The 16205-nt window shown below is 61.3% G+C and carries 16 protein-coding genes; 8 read left to right on the forward strand and 8 right to left on the reverse strand.

Annotation, left to right across the window (positions count from 1 at the left end; all coding sequences use genetic code 11):
* Positions 1–98: 98 nt before the first annotated feature.
* Positions 99–1001 (reverse strand): LysR family transcriptional regulator, encoded by a 903-nt coding sequence (locus tag A6U98_RS17025; RefSeq protein ID WP_064651654.1) that lies wholly within the window; start codon positions 999–1001, stop codon positions 99–101.
* Between the two features lie 193 nt (positions 1002–1194).
* Here A6U98_RS17025 and A6U98_RS17030 point away from each other — a divergent pair, with 193 nt between their 5' ends.
* Together A6U98_RS17030 and A6U98_RS17035 are read left to right on the forward strand one after the other, a co-directional pair.
* Positions 1195–1920 carry an SDR family oxidoreductase gene (locus A6U98_RS17030; protein WP_064651656.1) on the forward strand — a complete coding sequence of 242 codons (726 nt, stop codon included), beginning with the start codon at positions 1195–1197 and terminating at the stop codon, positions 1918–1920.
* Positions 1914–2402 (forward strand): RidA family protein, encoded by a 489-nt coding sequence (locus A6U98_RS17035; RefSeq protein WP_064651658.1) that lies wholly within the window; start codon positions 1914–1916, stop codon positions 2400–2402. The genes A6U98_RS17030 and A6U98_RS17035 overlap by 7 nt, the downstream gene beginning before the upstream one ends.
* A 102-nt stretch (positions 2403–2504) precedes the next feature.
* Here the strand turns inward: A6U98_RS17035 and A6U98_RS17040 are convergent, their stop codons facing one another.
* Positions 2505–3044: a Pycsar system effector family protein gene (locus A6U98_RS17040; protein WP_064651660.1), complete on the reverse strand. Its 540-nt coding sequence runs from the start codon at positions 3042–3044 to the stop codon at positions 2505–2507.
* A gap of 129 nt (positions 3045–3173) precedes the next feature.
* Here A6U98_RS17040 and A6U98_RS17045 point away from each other — a divergent pair, with 129 nt between their 5' ends.
* Positions 3174–6887 carry a FecR domain-containing protein gene (locus tag A6U98_RS17045; RefSeq protein ID WP_064651662.1) on the forward strand — a complete coding sequence of 1238 codons (3714 nt, stop codon included), beginning with the start codon at positions 3174–3176 and terminating at the stop codon, positions 6885–6887.
* Complete coding sequence (locus A6U98_RS17050) at positions 6887–8857, forward strand: adenylate/guanylate cyclase domain-containing protein (protein ID WP_064651664.1); 1971 nt, start codon at positions 6887–6889, stop codon at positions 8855–8857. Before A6U98_RS17045 ends, A6U98_RS17050 begins: the two co-directional genes overlap by 1 nt.
* A 57-nt stretch (positions 8858–8914) precedes the next feature.
* On the opposite strand, the gene A6U98_RS17055 is transcribed toward A6U98_RS17050, so the two are convergent.
* Complete coding sequence (locus tag A6U98_RS17055) at positions 8915–9805, reverse strand: LysR family transcriptional regulator (protein ID WP_064651666.1); 891 nt, start codon at positions 9803–9805, stop codon at positions 8915–8917.
* Positions 9806–9977: 172 nt separating this feature from the next.
* On the opposite strand from A6U98_RS17055, the gene A6U98_RS17060 reads away from it, so the two are divergent.
* Entirely contained in the window at positions 9978–10871 is an 894-nt protein-coding gene (locus A6U98_RS17060) for a DMT family transporter (RefSeq protein WP_064651668.1), read from the forward strand.
* A gap of 31 nt (positions 10872–10902) precedes the next feature.
* Here A6U98_RS17060 and A6U98_RS17065 read toward each other — a convergent pair whose 3' ends face one another.
* Both A6U98_RS17065 and A6U98_RS17070 read right to left on the reverse strand, forming a co-directional pair.
* Positions 10903–11439 (reverse strand): GNAT family N-acetyltransferase, encoded by a 537-nt coding sequence (locus A6U98_RS17065; RefSeq protein WP_064651670.1) that lies wholly within the window; start codon positions 11437–11439, stop codon positions 10903–10905.
* Between the two features lie 44 nt (positions 11440–11483).
* Complete coding sequence (locus tag A6U98_RS17070) at positions 11484–12236, reverse strand: nucleotidyltransferase domain-containing protein (protein ID WP_064652249.1); 753 nt, start codon at positions 12234–12236, stop codon at positions 11484–11486.
* A gap of 283 nt (positions 12237–12519) precedes the next feature.
* Between A6U98_RS17070 and A6U98_RS17075 the strand changes: the two genes are divergently transcribed.
* Together A6U98_RS17075 and A6U98_RS17080 are read left to right on the forward strand one after the other, a co-directional pair.
* Complete coding sequence (locus A6U98_RS17075; protein ID WP_064651672.1) at positions 12520–13215, forward strand: fumarylacetoacetate hydrolase family protein; 696 nt, start codon at positions 12520–12522, stop codon at positions 13213–13215.
* Positions 13216–13225: 10 nt separating this feature from the next.
* Positions 13226–13756: a gamma carbonic anhydrase family protein gene (locus tag A6U98_RS17080; protein ID WP_064651674.1), complete on the forward strand. Its 531-nt coding sequence runs from the start codon at positions 13226–13228 to the stop codon at positions 13754–13756.
* A gap of 41 nt (positions 13757–13797) precedes the next feature.
* On the opposite strand, the gene A6U98_RS17085 is transcribed toward A6U98_RS17080, so the two are convergent.
* Both A6U98_RS17085 and A6U98_RS17090 read right to left on the reverse strand, forming a co-directional pair.
* Positions 13798–14505 (reverse strand): isoprenylcysteine carboxylmethyltransferase family protein, encoded by a 708-nt coding sequence (locus tag A6U98_RS17085; RefSeq protein WP_197496401.1) that lies wholly within the window; start codon positions 14503–14505, stop codon positions 13798–13800.
* Between the two features lie 89 nt (positions 14506–14594).
* Entirely contained in the window at positions 14595–14996 is a 402-nt protein-coding gene (locus A6U98_RS17090) for a hypothetical protein (protein WP_032992435.1), read from the reverse strand.
* Between the two features lie 331 nt (positions 14997–15327).
* On the opposite strand from A6U98_RS17090, the gene A6U98_RS17095 reads away from it, so the two are divergent.
* Positions 15328–15699, forward strand: coding sequence for a hypothetical protein (locus tag A6U98_RS17095; protein ID WP_064651677.1), 372 nt, complete (start codon positions 15328–15330; stop codon positions 15697–15699).
* Positions 15700–15730: 31 nt separating this feature from the next.
* Here A6U98_RS17095 and A6U98_RS17100 read toward each other — a convergent pair whose 3' ends face one another.
* Positions 15731–16129 carry an ester cyclase gene (locus tag A6U98_RS17100; protein ID WP_064651679.1) on the reverse strand — a complete coding sequence of 133 codons (399 nt, stop codon included), beginning with the start codon at positions 16127–16129 and terminating at the stop codon, positions 15731–15733.
* Positions 16130–16205: the final 76 nt, after the last annotated feature.

The following is a 16205-nucleotide window of genomic DNA, read 5'->3' on the forward strand; positions in this document are numbered from 1 at the left end:
TGCGCCATCCAAGCCAGCGAACTCTAACACAGCTTGGCCGAGGGAGGACGCTCGCCCACGCGCACGGCTTCAATTTTCGGTGATGGAATCGGAAGCTTTCAATGCAAGGGAAGCCACAAGGGGGTCTTCCATGCTTTCAACGCCTCGAGAAAGACCTGCAATCGGGCGGGCAGGAAGCGGCGCGTGGGATAGACGGCGTGCACGAAAATTTCCTCGGACGACCAGTCCGGCAGCAGGCGGACGAGTTCGCCTCTTCTGATCTGTTCGTCGCAACAAGTCGAAGGCAGCAGGCCGATGCCATGTCCGCGATAGGTGAAGGCGCTCACCGCATCGAAATCCCGGCTCGATACTGGCCCCGACACATGCAGGCGAACCGATTTGCGACGGCTCACGAGATGCCATTCCGCCTCGCTGTTGCGGCCGTTCAAGAGCACGCACTGATGGTCCTTCAGGTCTTCGGGCTTCAAGGGAAGCACCCTGCCCTTCAGATAGTCCGGTGCGGCGACCAGATAACGAACGCTCTTGCCGAGCCGCTGCGCCACGATGGAGGAATCCTTAAGTTCGCCGAAGCGGATGCCGAGATCGACATTCTCGGCGATCAGATCGAGAAACAGGTTGGTGACGAAGAGATCGATCTGGATATTGGGATAGGTCTTCAGGAAGGATGAGATGAATTCGTAGAAGACCTCCTGCCCGAAGATCACAGGCACCGAGATCTTCAGCAGACCTTCCGGTTTTCTCTGTGTCTCGGTGAGCGCCTGCTCGGCGTCAAGGAGATGGGCGAGCGGTTCGCTGCACCTGTCGTAATAGGCCCGGCCCTGCGCGGTCAGGCTCAGTTTGCGGGTCGTCCGCTGCATGAGCGTCACGCCGAGCTGCTCCTCCAGCGACGTCACCTTCCGGCTGACGGTCGATACCGGCATGCCGAGGGACTGGGCAGCGCGGCTGAAGCTGCCATACTGCGCCACCTTCACGAAAACGGCGATGTCATTCAGATCGGCCATGCACTCATTTTTGCATGCATGCAAAAGAGAATCCAGATATTTCCATCTAATCGGGTAATGGAGTTTTCGCCATATTCATCTTGCGAAAACAACCACAACCGATGGAGGCGCATTCGCAGCAGCCCCATCTCGAGCGACCCCGCCTTTGTAACCGCAAGGCCCGCGTTGCCCGAACCAGATTATGGAGATCAGCATGACTACGAGAAAAACAGTCATCGTCACCGGTGCCTCCCAGGGTATCGGAGCCGGCCTCGTCAACGCCTTCATCCAGCGCGGCTACAATGTCGTCGCTACCTCGCGCCAGGTCAGCGCCTCGGAGGCTTTCCAAGCCTCGGACAGACTGGCGCTTGTCGATGGCGACATCGGCGATGCCGAAACCGCAGCGCGGGTGGCAAGGACTGCAATCGATCGCTTCGGCTCGATCGACGCGCTCGTCAACAATGCCGGCATTTTTCTAGCCAAGCCATTCGTCGAGTTCACGATGGCCGACTTCGAGAAACTGTCCTCGACCAATCTCGAAGGCTTCATCCACTTGACCCAACAGGTCGTCAGGCAGATGCTCGCGCAGAAAACAGGCGGCAGCGTCGTCAGCATCACCACGCCATTGACCGATCATCCGATCGCCGGCTTCTCCGCCTCAGTTTCGATGATGACAAAGGGCGGCATCAACGCCATCTCCAAGAACCTGGCGATGGAATATGCGAACGAGAAAATTCGCTTCAACATCGTCGCTCCCGGCGTGGTGGACACGCCGTTGCACAAGGACAATCCGAAGGATTTCCTGAAGACGCTGTCGCCGATGGCAGGCATATCAAACGTCGAGGAGATCGCCGACGCAGTCGTCTTCCTCACCGAAGCGCCGCGCGTAACCGGGGAGGTGCTGCACGTCGACGGCGGCGCACATCTGGGCAAATGGTAGACCATGCGAAAGCCGAGGCAGCCGGCGCGGAACGGCGGCTGCAGGAACTCGGCATCACGCTTCCCCCGCCGCCCACACCCTTCGGTGCCTATGTCGAAGCGATAAGGACCGGCAATCTGGTCTTTTTCAGCGGGATGCTGCCCGTCGTCGGCCATGAGCCCCGCTATATCGGCCGCGTCGGCGGCACCTTGACGGCCGAAGACGGCCGGAAGGCCGCCGAAACGGCAACGCTGAGCGCGCTCGCGGCCGCCAGGGACTATCTGGGCTCGCTGAGCAGCGTCGTCAGGGTCGTCAAGCTCGGCGTCTACATCGCGACCGAAGGCGATTTCCGCGACCACCCGAAGGTTGCGGACGGAGCATCCGAAATGCTGCTTGCGGTCTTCGGCGAGGAAAAGCTTTCCGGCCGCGTCGTGCTCGGCGTCGCTAGCCTGCCTTTGGGTGTGCCGATCGAACTTGAACTTGTTCTTGAGGTCGACGATTAAAAGTAGCCGGGCACGTTTCTGCGTGCCCGGCGAAAGCATGCCTCGTCCTTCGGGCCCTTGCGGGCCAGCCTCTGGGCGAGGCTCTCTTGAGCCATATTGCGCTCACACCGCCACCAACAGCAGCACATAGGCGATCACACTCACCATCAGCCCGCGGAATGCGAAACTGACGCAGCGGTATTTGCTGCGGGCGATGGCCGAGAGGATGTTGGCGTTTTCGAGATATTGGTCGAAGAGATAGCGTTCGTCGCGCCGCAGCGCCGCCTCGAAGAACAGGTCGCGGTGGCTCTGCCAGGCGCCCCAGAACAGCGATGTTGATGTGTCGAGACGGCGCGGCAGCACGACGAGGATCGCCGACAGGATGGAAAAGACCGAAGCGGCGGCAAGCAGGCCGGAGAACAGCATGCTCCCTGGTGTCCCGCTCGCGTAGCGCGCCGGACTGAAGACTGCTCTGACCTCGCTTGAGCTCACCAGGAAGGCCAGCATGAAAGTAAAGATATAAGCGGCCTTCTGGTCGGAGATCTTGATCTGATCGTAGAATATGTCGTTGATTTTCTTGATATGGTCGAAATACCCGGAGCCAATATCGCCTGTCGACGGTTCGCTTGGCATAAGTTCAGTTGCACTCTCGAATTCGCTCACGTGATTACTCCACCCCACAAGTGTTTCCCTGATATTACACTTCACGGAGAATTCAAGAACACGTGTGCAATGTGCTTGACTTTTCTTTTCTACATGGACAAAGGGGAAGCGGGAGTTGGGGTTGGGGTCATGCTGGGTCGCTGGAAAAACATCTGTCGCGCCGGGGTGGCGCTTGCGCTTGTCCTTCCGGGCTTTTCGCCGGCGGCGGCCGACCCGGTGCAGCGTGCAACACCGGTGGCCGGTTCCGTCATCGCCCGCAAGACCGGCGAAGAAGTCCGCTTCATCGACGTGTCGAACTGGCGCGTCGTCGACATCAATCAGGATCTGCTGACCGGCGACGTGCTGCGCACCAACGCCAACGGCCAGCTCGCCATCGTCTTTTCAGATCACACCCAGGTTCGCCTCGGCCGCAATTCCTCGCTGCAGGTCAAGAAGATGGCCGCGAGCGGCGACACGACGCTGGAACTGCAATCAGGAACGATCTGGGCCCGCGCCGAGCGCGGCGGCCAGGGCCTGACGGTGGAAACGCCTGCGGCCGCAGCTGCCATCCGCGGCACCGACTGGACCATGACGGTCGAGGGCAACAAGACTTCGATGATTGTGCTCGAAGGCCGCGTGGCGCTCAGCAACCCGCAGGGCAGCGTCGAGGTGAATGAGGGCGAAGGGGCGGTCGCGACCATCGGCCAGGCGCCGAGCAAGATCATCAGCGTCAATCCCGATGACCGCGAACAGATGCTTTTCTATCTGGACTTGCGCGACGGCTTCGACCTGATGCCGACTTCGCCGCTACGGGCCGACCGCATGGCGACCGAACGCCGCCGCCTGCTAGCGCTGCCGCCGGAGCGCCGCACCACCGAAGACTGGCTGGAACTTGCCGAAGTGCAGAGCGCCTTCGACGGACGCCAGGCTGCAGCCGCAACGCTGCAGAATATCCGCGGCCGCAAACTGACGACGGCCCATCAGGCGCGCGTCGACCTGATCGACGCCACCATCGCCGGCTCCGAAAAGCGCTATGGCGATGCCGCCAAGCTCTTCCAGAAGGCCCTGCCGCATCTCGACCCGACACGCCGCAACATGGCCCAATATGGCGGCTATTTCGCCCGTTCGCTGGCCGACCCCGCCCATGCCGAACAGCCGCCGGCCAACACCACCGGCCCCTATGGCGCGATCATGGAGGCCTATACGACAGGCTTCCTAAAAAACCCGCGCGCGGCGCTCGAGATCATCAAGAAAGCAGAGCAGCGCTATCCCGATGATCCGACCCTGCCGGCGGTCCGCGCCCAGTTGGCGGAGCTCACCGACGACCGTGAGCAGATGAAGGAAGCGATAGAACGCTCGCTGTCGCTCGACCCTGATCATCCGATGGCGCTGTCGGCCCGTGCGGGTTACAAGGCAAGCTATGAAAGCGATATCAACGGCGCGCTTGCGGACCTGAACCGCGCCATCGCGCTTGCCCCCGGCGCATCAGGCACGCTGAATTCTCTCGGCCTGCTGCAAAGTTCGCGCGATGCCAATGGCGAAGCGGAAAAGGCCTTCAAGAAGGCGATCGAGCTCGATCCGCAGGACCCGCTGCTGCACGCGAACCTGGCGATCCTCTATCTCGATCAGGCGCGCATGAAGGAAGCCAAGCGCGAAATCGACACCGCGATCGCGCTTGATCCGTCCTTCGATCATGCCCTGCTTGCCCGCGGCCGCTATTACCTGCAGTCCGGCGAGCGCGACAAGGCGCTGCAAGATCTGCTTGCCGCCAGCACCGCCAATCCCGCGCATTCGCAGTCGCAGTTCATGCTCGCCGCCGCCCATTACGAAAAGGGCGACCGGCTTCCGTCCGAACAGGCGCTCGAAAACGCCAACCGGCTCGACGATGATGATCCGGTCATCTCGTCCTTCCGCACCGCGATCGATATCGATGATTACGATTCGGATGGCGCGATCCGCAACGCCCAGGAATTCCTGCGCCGCTCGCGCGCCCGAGGCGGCGATTACAATGGCCTCGGCGCCAATGCGAGCGCCGGCTCGACACTGAACGACGCCTTCCGCCTGCAGGGTCTGGATGCCTGGGGCCGCTATTACGGCGATGCCGTTTTCGATCCTTTCAACGGCACCGGATATATCGATCAGTCGATCAAGGGCAGCATCTTTCCTTTCGTCAACGCCACCAACTTCAGCGACGACAATATCATCCAAAACCGCGGCAACGCGTCGAGCTACTCATCCTTCATCCAGGGCCTGTTGCTTTCGCCGCACATGCTTTCCGGCCGCTCGCGCTCGGTAACGCTGTTCGACGTGCCCTTCATCGAAGGCTCACTCGGCGGCGGCATCAACAGCGTCGACGGCCATACGAGACGCATCGGCGAAGCCGATATCCAAGGCTATTCCAACGAGACCATCCCGATCAGCTTCTATGGCAACCTGACCTGGGAAGAGCTGGCGCTCGACCGCGACTATCGGGATTTCGGCGGTGTCCAGACGGATAACAAGCTGCTGAGCGCCAACGGTTATCTGACGGCAACGGTCACGCCTGATGATCGCGTGGTAGCCTTCGTCAACCACGGCAAGAATGACGGAACTCTAAACGCGTTATCGTCAAACACCGGGTTCATGGAACTCGTGTTCCGTGTCCCTATCCCGCTGCCTCTCTACACAACAGAGGAGACTGTACGAGAAAGCACATATGCCGGCATCGGCTTGAGCCACACGTTTGCCTATGAAAACGTGTTGAATGGAGCACTGCTTTATTCAGGAAGCAAATCGAATACGAGCAGCGTGCTTGATGTCGACCTGGACCCAGTGTTTATCGGCAGAGGGGTTCCCTTCATCATACCCTTTACCAACGTCACTCAGGAGACCGAATCCCAAACCTACATCGGCGCTTTGAGCCATTCCATAGGTGCCGGACCGCTGACATTTCGCTACGGCATCGAAGGCGGCTGGATGGATGCCAGCAGCACCGTCGATGCGACGCTCCTAGGCTTGACAGCTCCTACCGATCGTACCGAGAACACCATCGATATCGGCCGCGGCTATATCGATGTGCTGCATGAGATCACGCCCGACCTCAAGGGCGAATACGCCTTGTTCGCCACGCGCCTGGAGGGCGACGGCATCGACATCACCCGGCTGGAGCCGCGCTTCGGCCTCGCCTGGGCGCCGGTTCAAAACCACTGGCTGCGTGCTGCCTTCATGCGTCAGAGCTTTGATATTGGAATTCCGACCCTTGCCCCCATCGGCGTCCTCGGGCTTCAGGCCAACCAGTTTTCCGCCAATCCGCAGGGCTACACGGATACGGTTGCGCTGCAGTGGGATGCCGAATGGACGGATCGATTCTTCACCTCGGTCGAGTATCAGCACCAGGAACTGCATGATTTCTCGATCGATTTTCCGCTGATCTCGCTTCCCTCAGACACCAGCCTGCCGATCTCCCGCGGCAGCATCGATCGCGCTGCCGTCACAGCAAACGTCGTGCTCGGCCATGGTTTCGGCCTTTCGGCTACCTATGCCTATATGGATTCGGAAAACCGGGATCCGCTCGAGCCGATTTATGGAGGCCCTCTTCCGTTCATACCGCAGAATTCCGGACAGATTGCGCTGACCTGGGTCAACGAAGCCAAGGTCAAGGCGACGGTCGCCGCTAACTATATCGGCGAGCGCGACGGCGATCGGTTTGGCACCAAGCTCGACGATTACTGGAGCCTTGACGCTCACCTGGTCTGGGAACCGTTCGACAAGCGCATCGAGCTGGAGGCAGCCGCCTATAACCTGCTCGACGAGGACTTCGAGATCACCCCCGGTGTGCCCGGCTGGGGCCGCGCCTTCAAGGGCACGTTCAAAGTCCGCTTCTGATGCGGGTGCGGGACAATCCACGGCAGGCCAGGCAGATCAGGAGCCGCCATCTGAGGCTCTTGGTGCTGTCGTTGACGACGTTGATCGCCATCTCGCTGCTGTCGCGCCTGCCCGCCTGGTCACTGTTGGAGCTCCGAAGCTTCGACTATCTCTCGACCGTGGACGACCCCCGTCCGCCTCCCGGCGGCCCCGTCATCGTCGCGATCGACGAACCCTCGCTTGCCGATATCAACGCGCAATGGCCCTGGCCGCGCAGCCTTCATGCCCAACTCGTCACCCAGTTGCGCGCCGCCGGCGCCCGCGTCATCGGCCTCGACATCATCCTGGCCGAACCCTCGACCCCGGAGAACGACAACGCGATCACTCGCGCCGTCGGCCCGGATGTCGTTCTTGCCGGCGACGAGACGTTGATCGAGACGCCGCAGGCCTCGCAACTGATCCGCGCGACACCGCTGCCGCAGCTGACCGCGGCAGGTGCCGTGACTGGCATCGCCTCCGTCGAACTCAGCGGCGACGGCACCTTCCGGCGCATTCCGGGCTATGAGGACGGCTTTGCCGCCATGCTGGCCAAGGTCGCCGGCGCGGCCCCCGAGACTCTGCCCGCCGGCCGGCTCATCCAGTCCTTCGGCCCGGCCCGCAGCTATCCCACCGTCTCCTACTACCAGGCGCTCGACCCGAAGAACCTGCTGCCGCCGGATTATTTCAAGGACCGTGTCGTGCTGGTCGGCCTCAGCCTGCAGAATGCGCCGGCGATCGACAAGGGTGGCGTCGATGCCTTTGCGACGCCCTACACCGTTCATACCGGCAAGCTCGTCTCCGGCGTCGAGATCCAGGCGACGATCTACGACAATATCCGCAGCGGCCTGTCGATCGCGGAAGCCCGGCTGCCGACGGTCGCTGCCTGCATCCTGATATCGGTGCTGCTGGCCGCCACCACCGTCTGGCGCTCGACGGGATGGCTGACGATCGCGACGAGCGCGGCGGCCCTGCTTGCCTTCGCCGCCGTCAGTGCCGCCGGTATGCGGCTAGCCCATATCTTCGTCTCGCCGCTTGGCCCGACGGTCGCCTATATCTCTGTCGTCTTCGGCCAGGCCGCCTTCGATTTTGCCGAGGAGCGCCGCAACAAGCGCCAAATCACCCGCGCCTTTGCCCAATATATCTCGCCCGATCTTGTCAAGCGCCTGTCGAGCGATCCCTCGCAACTGAAGCTCGGCGGCGAGCGGCGCACCCTCTCGGTGCTTTTCTCAGACGTACGCGGCTTCACCACCATCGCCGAGACGCTGAAGGACGACCCAGAGCAGCTGACCGGCCTGATCAACCGGCTGCTGACGCCGCTTTCCGACGTGGTGATGGACCATGGCGGGACGATCGACAAATATATGGGCGATTGCATCATGGCCTTCTGGAACGCGCCGCTCGACGATCGCGATCATGCCCTGCACGCCGTCAAAGCCTCGCTTGCCATGCAAGCGGCGATATCGAGCCTCAACCGCGAGCTCGAGCAAGAGGCGGCGATGCGGGGCGGCAGGCCGCATGTGTTGAAGATGGGCGTCGGCATCAACACCGGCGAATGCATCGTCGGCAATATGGGCTCGACCCGCCGCTTTGACTATTCCTGCCTCGGCGACAGCGTCAACCTCGCCTCCCGCCTCGAAGGCGCCTCGAAGAATTATGGGGTAGCCCTGCTGCTCGGCGAGGAGACAGCAAGTCTGGTCGCCGGCACCTACACCGTCGTCGAGCTCGACCGCATCATCGTCAAGGGCCGCACCGTGCCCTCGCCTGTCTATACCGTCGTGCACGATGCCGACGTCGAAGCCCTTGACGCCCATCGGGCTTTCACGCAAGCGAAATACGCCGGCACGCTTGCGCCATCCGACCCAGCCTTCGACAGGCTGGCCGCCGATATCCCCGAACTGGCCCCCTATTACGCGATCGTCCGCGAGGCGCTGGCCGAATCCGGCGAGGAATGACCATCATTTTCAGGGAGCGAATGCCACCCGGCAGCTCTCCGTCCTAAGGGCGGCAAATCAGCTCGCCAAGGTCAGGCCGCCATAACGACTGACTTCATTTTCGATTTCGGCAACCAGCGTATCGAGCGCAGGATTTCGCGCCTTACGGGCCCGACGCACCACATAGGCCAGGGCGGGAGGCGTGGGCAGGCGGTTAGTGATGATATCCATCCCGGGGCGCAGATGGCGCCCGTTCAGAAGCGCCACACCCAGGGCTGAGGTGACCGCCGAGACGATTCCTGCGGCGCTGGCGCACTCAAACACCGTCTCGAGCAGCGTGTCGTCATCCTGGCCGATATCGAGTGCCCATTGGCGATAGAAGCATTCGTCGTCGAAAGACAGGAATGGAATCGGACCACTCGGTGGCAGAGCCAGGTCGGAATGTTTGACCCAGTAGAGCTGCTCCCGGAAAAGCACGATATCGGTCGGGCGAACCTCATGGGCAAAGATCTGCACGATCGCAGCGTCGAGCTCTCCTTGCTCCAGCATCGCCCGAAGAACCAAACTCATCCTGACCTTGGTGCGCACGGCGACATCAGGATGGAGGCGGCGAAACCGGCCCAATATGCGGGCGAGATCGGTACAGGTCGTGTCCTCGGTCAGCCCGAGGGCGATGCGTCCTGCGAGCGGCGTTTTCGTCAGGCTGAGAAGCGCTTCGTCATGGAGGCCGAGGATACGCTTGGCGTAATCCAGCAAATCCTCGCCGGCGGCGGTGAAGACAGGCGCTCCCGGCTTGCGGCTCAGAAGATCACAATCGAGGCTGACTTCAAGCCGCTTGATCTTGTGGCTGACGGCCGATTGCGACAGACCCAGCGCCTCGGCAGCGCGGGTGATGCCGCCATGACGGCGAACGGACCACAGGACCCGCAGCGCGTCTATTTCCAATCGTCGGCTGTTGACTTCGGTCAAGGCAGGCACTCTCCGCTGACTATGTTGCAAAGCCTATGCATGGATGTGGTGATGCTGGCAAGCCATCATCGATAAATCAATCATCCTGTCATGTGCTCATCGAAATTTGTCATGTGCGATGTCGATCTATTCGACCTATGGCTGAGCAGAACGAAATCAAAACGAGTATTGCATGACGGATGAAGTTCTCGCTCGGCCTGCGCCGCATCACCGTTTCCTATGGCCCGTGCTGGCGACGCTTCTGGTGATCAGTTGGAGTTCCGGTTTCGTCGGCATTCGCTACGCCAGCGAGGAGGCGAGCGTCATCCTGGTCTTGTTCTGGCGCACCCTTCTATCGGGAACAATACTGCTACCCTTCGCCTTGGCCATCGGACCGCGGATGCACCTGCGCGGCGTGCTGGGACAGATGCTGTTCGGCGTGATGTCAGTCTTCCTCTATCTCGGCGGATTCGCTCTCGCCATCGAGCAGCGCGTGCCGACGGGACTGGTCGCACTGATTTCCGACCTCTTGCCGCTGGCGATTGCGTGCCTGTCGCAACCACTCCTGGGCGAGCGGCTGACGCGGCGACAATGGCTGGGGACGGCGATCGCCGTGGCGGGCGTCCTGCTCGTTTCGCTCGAAAGCCTGAGTTTTGGCGAGGCCCCGCTCTGGGCCTACGGGCTGACGGCCGGCTCGATGCTGGTTTTCGCCCTCGCCTCCGTTCTCTACAGACGGCGGCGCACGGAGCATATGCCTGTCCACCAGAGCCTTTGCATCCAGACCCTAACCGGCTCGGCCTTGTTTTCGTTCTGCGCCTTCATGCAGGGCAACGTGATCCCGCCGATGACCGTCGATTTCGCCATCGGCATGACATGGCTCGTGCTGATTGCGACCTTCGCCGCCTATTCAGTCTACTACACCAGTCTTCGACTGTTCCCCGTGGCGCAAGTCAGCGCCGCGATCTACCTCAGCCCGCCGATCACTATGTTATGGGCCTGGGCCTTGTTTTCCGAGCCGCTGACTGCAACGATGTTCATCGGGCTGGCGGTGACACTGGTGGGCGTTTGGATGACCTCGCGAGCGTGAACGCTTGTGCGGATGCGATCAGCGTTGCCACTTAAATCCGGAAACTGCCGGTGGCGTACATGTTGGTCGGCGCCCCGTGCAACATCACCTCGCGCTCGAAGATGAAGCCACATTTTTCTAGAATGCGTTTCGAAGCGGCGTTGGCGGTGCGAACCAGTCCGATTACCCGATCCGCCTGCAGATCATCGAAAGCAAATGTCAGGGATTCCCTGACCAATTCCGTGGCATAGCCATGCCCCCAGCTTTCAGGTTGCAGATGATATGAAAGGTTGAGGCCGTCGAATTCCTTGGAAACGGTCACACCGCCGAACCCTATCAGCGCACCGCCCGACTCGACCGCCCAACGCCCGAACCCGTGATCTTTCCAATGCCCGATGTCGCGTGCAAGCCGCGCTGCGCTTTCCTCCGGCGCATCAGACCGGGGCACCGGTCGGTGTGCGACCAATTCCGGCCGTGAAAAAAGTAGGGTCAGGAAATCGGCATCGCCTTCCACGGGAGGCCTGAGGCGCAATCTGGCGGTGCGCCTTACTGCAGACTGCGAGGCACCCTTGAATTCATTCTCAAGCATCTTCCATCCAATTTTGAAAACGCGGCAATGTGACTGATAACAAATTATTCCAGGCGGCGCGCTTCCAGCGGCGCGTCCTGCCTGTATCCCTCGAAATAGCGGCCGCCATGGACGGCAAGCTCCCGATCGGCCAAAGCCAGAAATCTAGCGCCGTCGCCCGCTGCCGCCAGTATGAACGCCGCGTCGAATTCCGCTGCCAATTGTGCATCGAGCTTCCGCATCACGCGCGGCGCCCACTTCCCGCGGCCGGCCCATGCGCCGCGCCCGAGCAGGATCAGGTCGGTGAGCTTCTGGTAGAGCAGCGCGGCGATGGCGGCGATCTCTTCGGGCGAGCGGGTACCGCGCAGATCATCGGCCAGATCGGTGACCTGGTAGCGCAGCATGTCATAGCTTGGACCGCCGAGAGGCTTGGGTCCTGCCGCCAACATCTCCGTCGCCTTTGTCTGGATTGCGCGGGCGCTGTCGATATCCGATCCCAGGATTCTGCCCGTCGCAACCATGTTGGCCATGATGGGATAACCGCTGTCGGCGTCCTGATGGAGATAATGCGCCAGCGTCTGCGGATCATGGACGAAGGCCTCGACCGGGAAACCGCCTTCGGTGAACGATTCCCGCCAGGCTCTTTCGAGGGACGGGAACACGACGACCAGATCGATATCCGAAAAGGCGCTCCCTTCGCCGCGCATGATGGAGCCGGCGACATAGGCGAATGCGGCCCTGGGATAGCGGCTGGCGATGCAGTGGCGGGCGACGGCCAGCGCCCGCTCCGCAAGAACATGTTTCTGGATATCGTCCACGATCTCGTCCTCGAATACGGGAGACGAGCGGGAACAAAAAACCCGCTCGTTTCCGGCGGGTTGGTTCAGCAGCAATGAACGGAATTCAGTTCACGCGTCTACCACCCACCGCGGCGCGGTGGTCGTAGACATCGTCGAAACTGCAAAAGTCCTGTTCATGGCTAAGGTTAACCCGCGACGGTGACAGCGTCAATGCGCCGAAGCCGGACGCCAAGGACGGCTTTCCCGGCGCGATGTTTTGCGTCTAAGATGGGGCAAGACTCGCAAACAGGAAGAACCCGCCATGCCCCATCCCGCCACCGTCATTCCGCGTCCCGCACCGGTTTTGCTGCCGGTCGAAGGCAGTGACGAGCGCTTTCCGGTGCGCCGTGTCTATTGCGTCGGGCGTAATTATGCCGATCACGCAATCGAGATGGGCCATGATCCCAGCCGCGAGCCGCCCTTCTTCTTCCAGAAGAATGCCGACAACCTGCTGCCGGCGGGCAAGGCCTTTCCCTATCCGTCTCTGTCGAACGACGTGCACTACGAGGTCGAGTGCGTACTGGCGCTGAAATCAGGCGGCGCAAACATCGAGGCGGCGGACGCGCTCGACTGCGTCTACGGCTATGCCGTCGGCATCGATTTCACCCGCCGCGACCTCCAGGGCGAGGCAAAGAAGCTTGGTCGTCCCTGGGAGGTCGGCAAGGCCTTCGAACATTCCGCTCCTATCTCGTCAATCGTTCCGGCCAGCCGCCTCGGCCACCCCGCGGAAGGCAGGATCTGGCTGGAACATAACGGCAAGCGCGTGCAGGACGGCGATCTTAACCAGATGATCTGGAAGGTGCCGGAGATCATCGCCGAACTGTCGAAGCTCTTCACTCTGGCACCCGGTGATATCATCATGACCGGCACGCCCGCCGGCGTCGGCGCGGTCGGCAGAGGCGATCGCATCAACTGCGGCATCGATGGCGTGGCGACGCTATCGGTCGAGGTCGTCTGAGGAGAGAGCCATGTCCATCTACGCGCTTGGAGGATTGACGCCGAAACTGCCCGCCGCCGGGCTCTATTGGATCGCCCCGGATGCCCATATCATCGGCCAGATCGAACTCGCCGAGAATGTCGGTATCTGGTTCGGCGCCGTGCTGCGCGGCGACAACGAGCCGATCATTGTCGGCGAAGGCAGCAATATTCAGGAAGGCGTCATGGCCCATACCGACATGGGCTTCCCGCTGACGATCGGAAAAGGCTGCACCATCGGCCACCACGCCATCCTCCACGGCTGCACCATCGGCGACAATGCGCTGATCGGCATGGGCGCGACGATCCTGAATGGTGCGAAGATCGGCAACAACTGCCTCGTCGGCGCCAATGCGCTGGTGACCGAAGGCAAGGAATTCCCCGACAATTCGCTGATCGTCGGAGCACCGGCCCGGGTCGTGCGCACGCTCGACGATGCGGCAGTCGCGGCCATCCGCCGCTCGGCTGAAAGCTACATCGCCAACTGGCAACGCTTCGCCAGGGATCTCAGGCAGATCGGGTGATTGGGTAAACTCAGCGGCGGGTGGCGAAGCACTCTCTCCGCTCACCAGACTCCCGGAATCCAGCGCCAGCGCACACGCGCCATATACTCCGCATAGCCTTCGAGGCCCTTGCGCAGTTCGGCTTCCTCGCCGAGCGTGCGGCCGAAGAGGACGACGACGAGCAGGCCGGCGGGGATCAGCGCGTAGAGCGATCCAAGCGACAGCGCCATGCCGGCACTGAGCACGATGGCGGTTGCGTATCCGGGATGGCGGATTACGGCGTAGGGTCCGATGTCGATCACCTTGTGGTCGCGGTCGGTTTGAATGCGCACTGTCGGCTCGAAATGGCGGTTGACCGATTGCGCCCCGGTCAGGCCGAGATAACCTGATGTCATCAGGAGATAGCCGATAAACACGACCCAATCGGGCTGCGGCGCCCAGTGGAAACGTCCGTCGTCGAATGCGCCGACCGGAAGTATGGCGGCAAAGAGAATGATCGTCAGCGTCGCCACCACGGCGTCCCAGGGCTTGGTACCCTTCTGGTATCGGCTGCGCGCCGCAAACAGCTCCGGATTCGTCCGCCAGATCCAGATGATTGCGACAACAGTCAGCACAAGGAACAGGCCGAGAAAAATCCAGCCGCGCGGCCAGTCGAGCGTGCCGGCCGGCCAGAACAGCGCGGCAAACATGAGGGCAATGGTGATGGCGAGCGATCCGAGCGATGGCGCCGCGGCGAAAGAGTGACCAGGCCGGATGTCCCGCTGCGTCATGATCGCTCTCCGTTCCATTACAGCGCCGCGCGTCCTTTTAGACGCGCAGAAGGACGCTGCACATGGCGGATTTCATTGAAAAAATCGCCTTACTCGGCGGCTTCGAGAAATTGGCTGTTTCGTGAAGATGAGGCAAGAGCCTGAACCCTCGCTTCCGCCTTGGCGATCAGCTGATAGAATTCGTCTTGCGCTTCGACATCCAGCTGAATGACGGCATTGACGTCGTCGGGCGTATCGCAAACGCAGGCGACCGCAGAAATGGGACAGATACCGCCGGGATAGCGTCTTCCGGTGCCCGTATAGGCGCGACGTCCCCAACGCTCGGAATAGACCGTCTCTTCCCGCTCAAGCTGCAGGATCGTTCCCTTGCAGGCAGTCACGATAGCCGCCTTGCCGTAAGCGAACCAGTGATAGTTCAGCCTCCGGAGAATATATTTGCCGGTGATATCTTCGCCAGCCAGTTCGGCAGGGTTTTCAATCATTCTAATCATGACGGCTTCCTCAACGTCTAAACAATATCCGTCATGTCTTCGCGCGCAGCAAGTCAAAAAACGCTGCTTTTGGAGACACTTAGTCACAAAGTGTTTCCGATTCTTACATTAACCACGCGTCGAGCATCCCCTTATGCACACAATTCTTCGTCGAATTTCCCGCAACCTGCTACCGATTTCGTCATTGTCCGAGGTAGCAGGCACGTCAATGTACCCTTGTGTTTTTCGGCGCAGGCTCGATATGTCTCCCTGATTGGTCCGAACACCGCGCCGTTTTTCATCCCACGAAACGGCCGGCTGTTTCGCCAGTTGGTCACCGCAGGAGGATTTCATGGTCGACGCGATCAACCCCATCTCCGCCACTGCCCCGTCCGAACCCACCAAGGTCGGCACCAGCACGTCGATTGGCTCCGAACCGGACAATGCCTGGGTCGCCGCCCGGCAGTCGCAGATCACCGCCGATCAGCTGGCAGCGAAGAAGGCCGTGGAGAAGGAAGCGGCAAGCGATCTCATCCCGCACGCGAATCTGATCGTCGACGACGAGGCGCATCCGCAAAAGGGGCACGGGCATACGGCATCGGAAGAACGGGAAGAGGCCGGCGGACAGCCGGAACAGCCGGTCTTGTCAGGCGAAAGCGATCGGATTGGCACCCGGAATTTCGACGACGATACGCCCTTCGGCGAGCGCGTCGCCATCGTCTGATCGAAACGCAGACAGGAAACCGTCCACGCGGTCAATTCGACCCCGCAAGCTGGGCTTCGATTGCCACTTTGTCGATGACCGACCAGACCTCGACGATCTTGCCGCCGCGAAATTCGTAGATGACATTCTCGGTGAAGGAAAGGCGCCTGCCGTTCACATCGAGGCCGAGGAATTTTGCCCTCGGCCTACAATCGAAGCCGAGCCGGCAGGTAATGTATGGCGGATCGCAAAGCAGCATCAGCACCTTGAAATAGAGATCGGGAATCTCATCGAAGTCCTGCTCGAGCATGGCGACGTAACCCGGCAGCCCGAGCCGCCGGCCGTTATGAACCGCATCGTCGCCGACGAACTGCCCGAGATTGGGCCAGTCCTGCCTGTTCAGGCAGGCGATGTAGCCGCGATATATCTCCGCGAGTTCGGTTTTCGTCACGCGATCGTCCCTGGCTTTAGTTCTGCGGCAAAGATAGCGCCGGGATCTGCACTTGCCAGCGGCGAGCGTGCCGCCT

It is taken from the genome of Rhizobium sp. WYCCWR10014 (genome assembly GCF_001657485.1).
Lineage (GTDB): Bacteria > Pseudomonadota > Alphaproteobacteria > Rhizobiales > Rhizobiaceae > Rhizobium.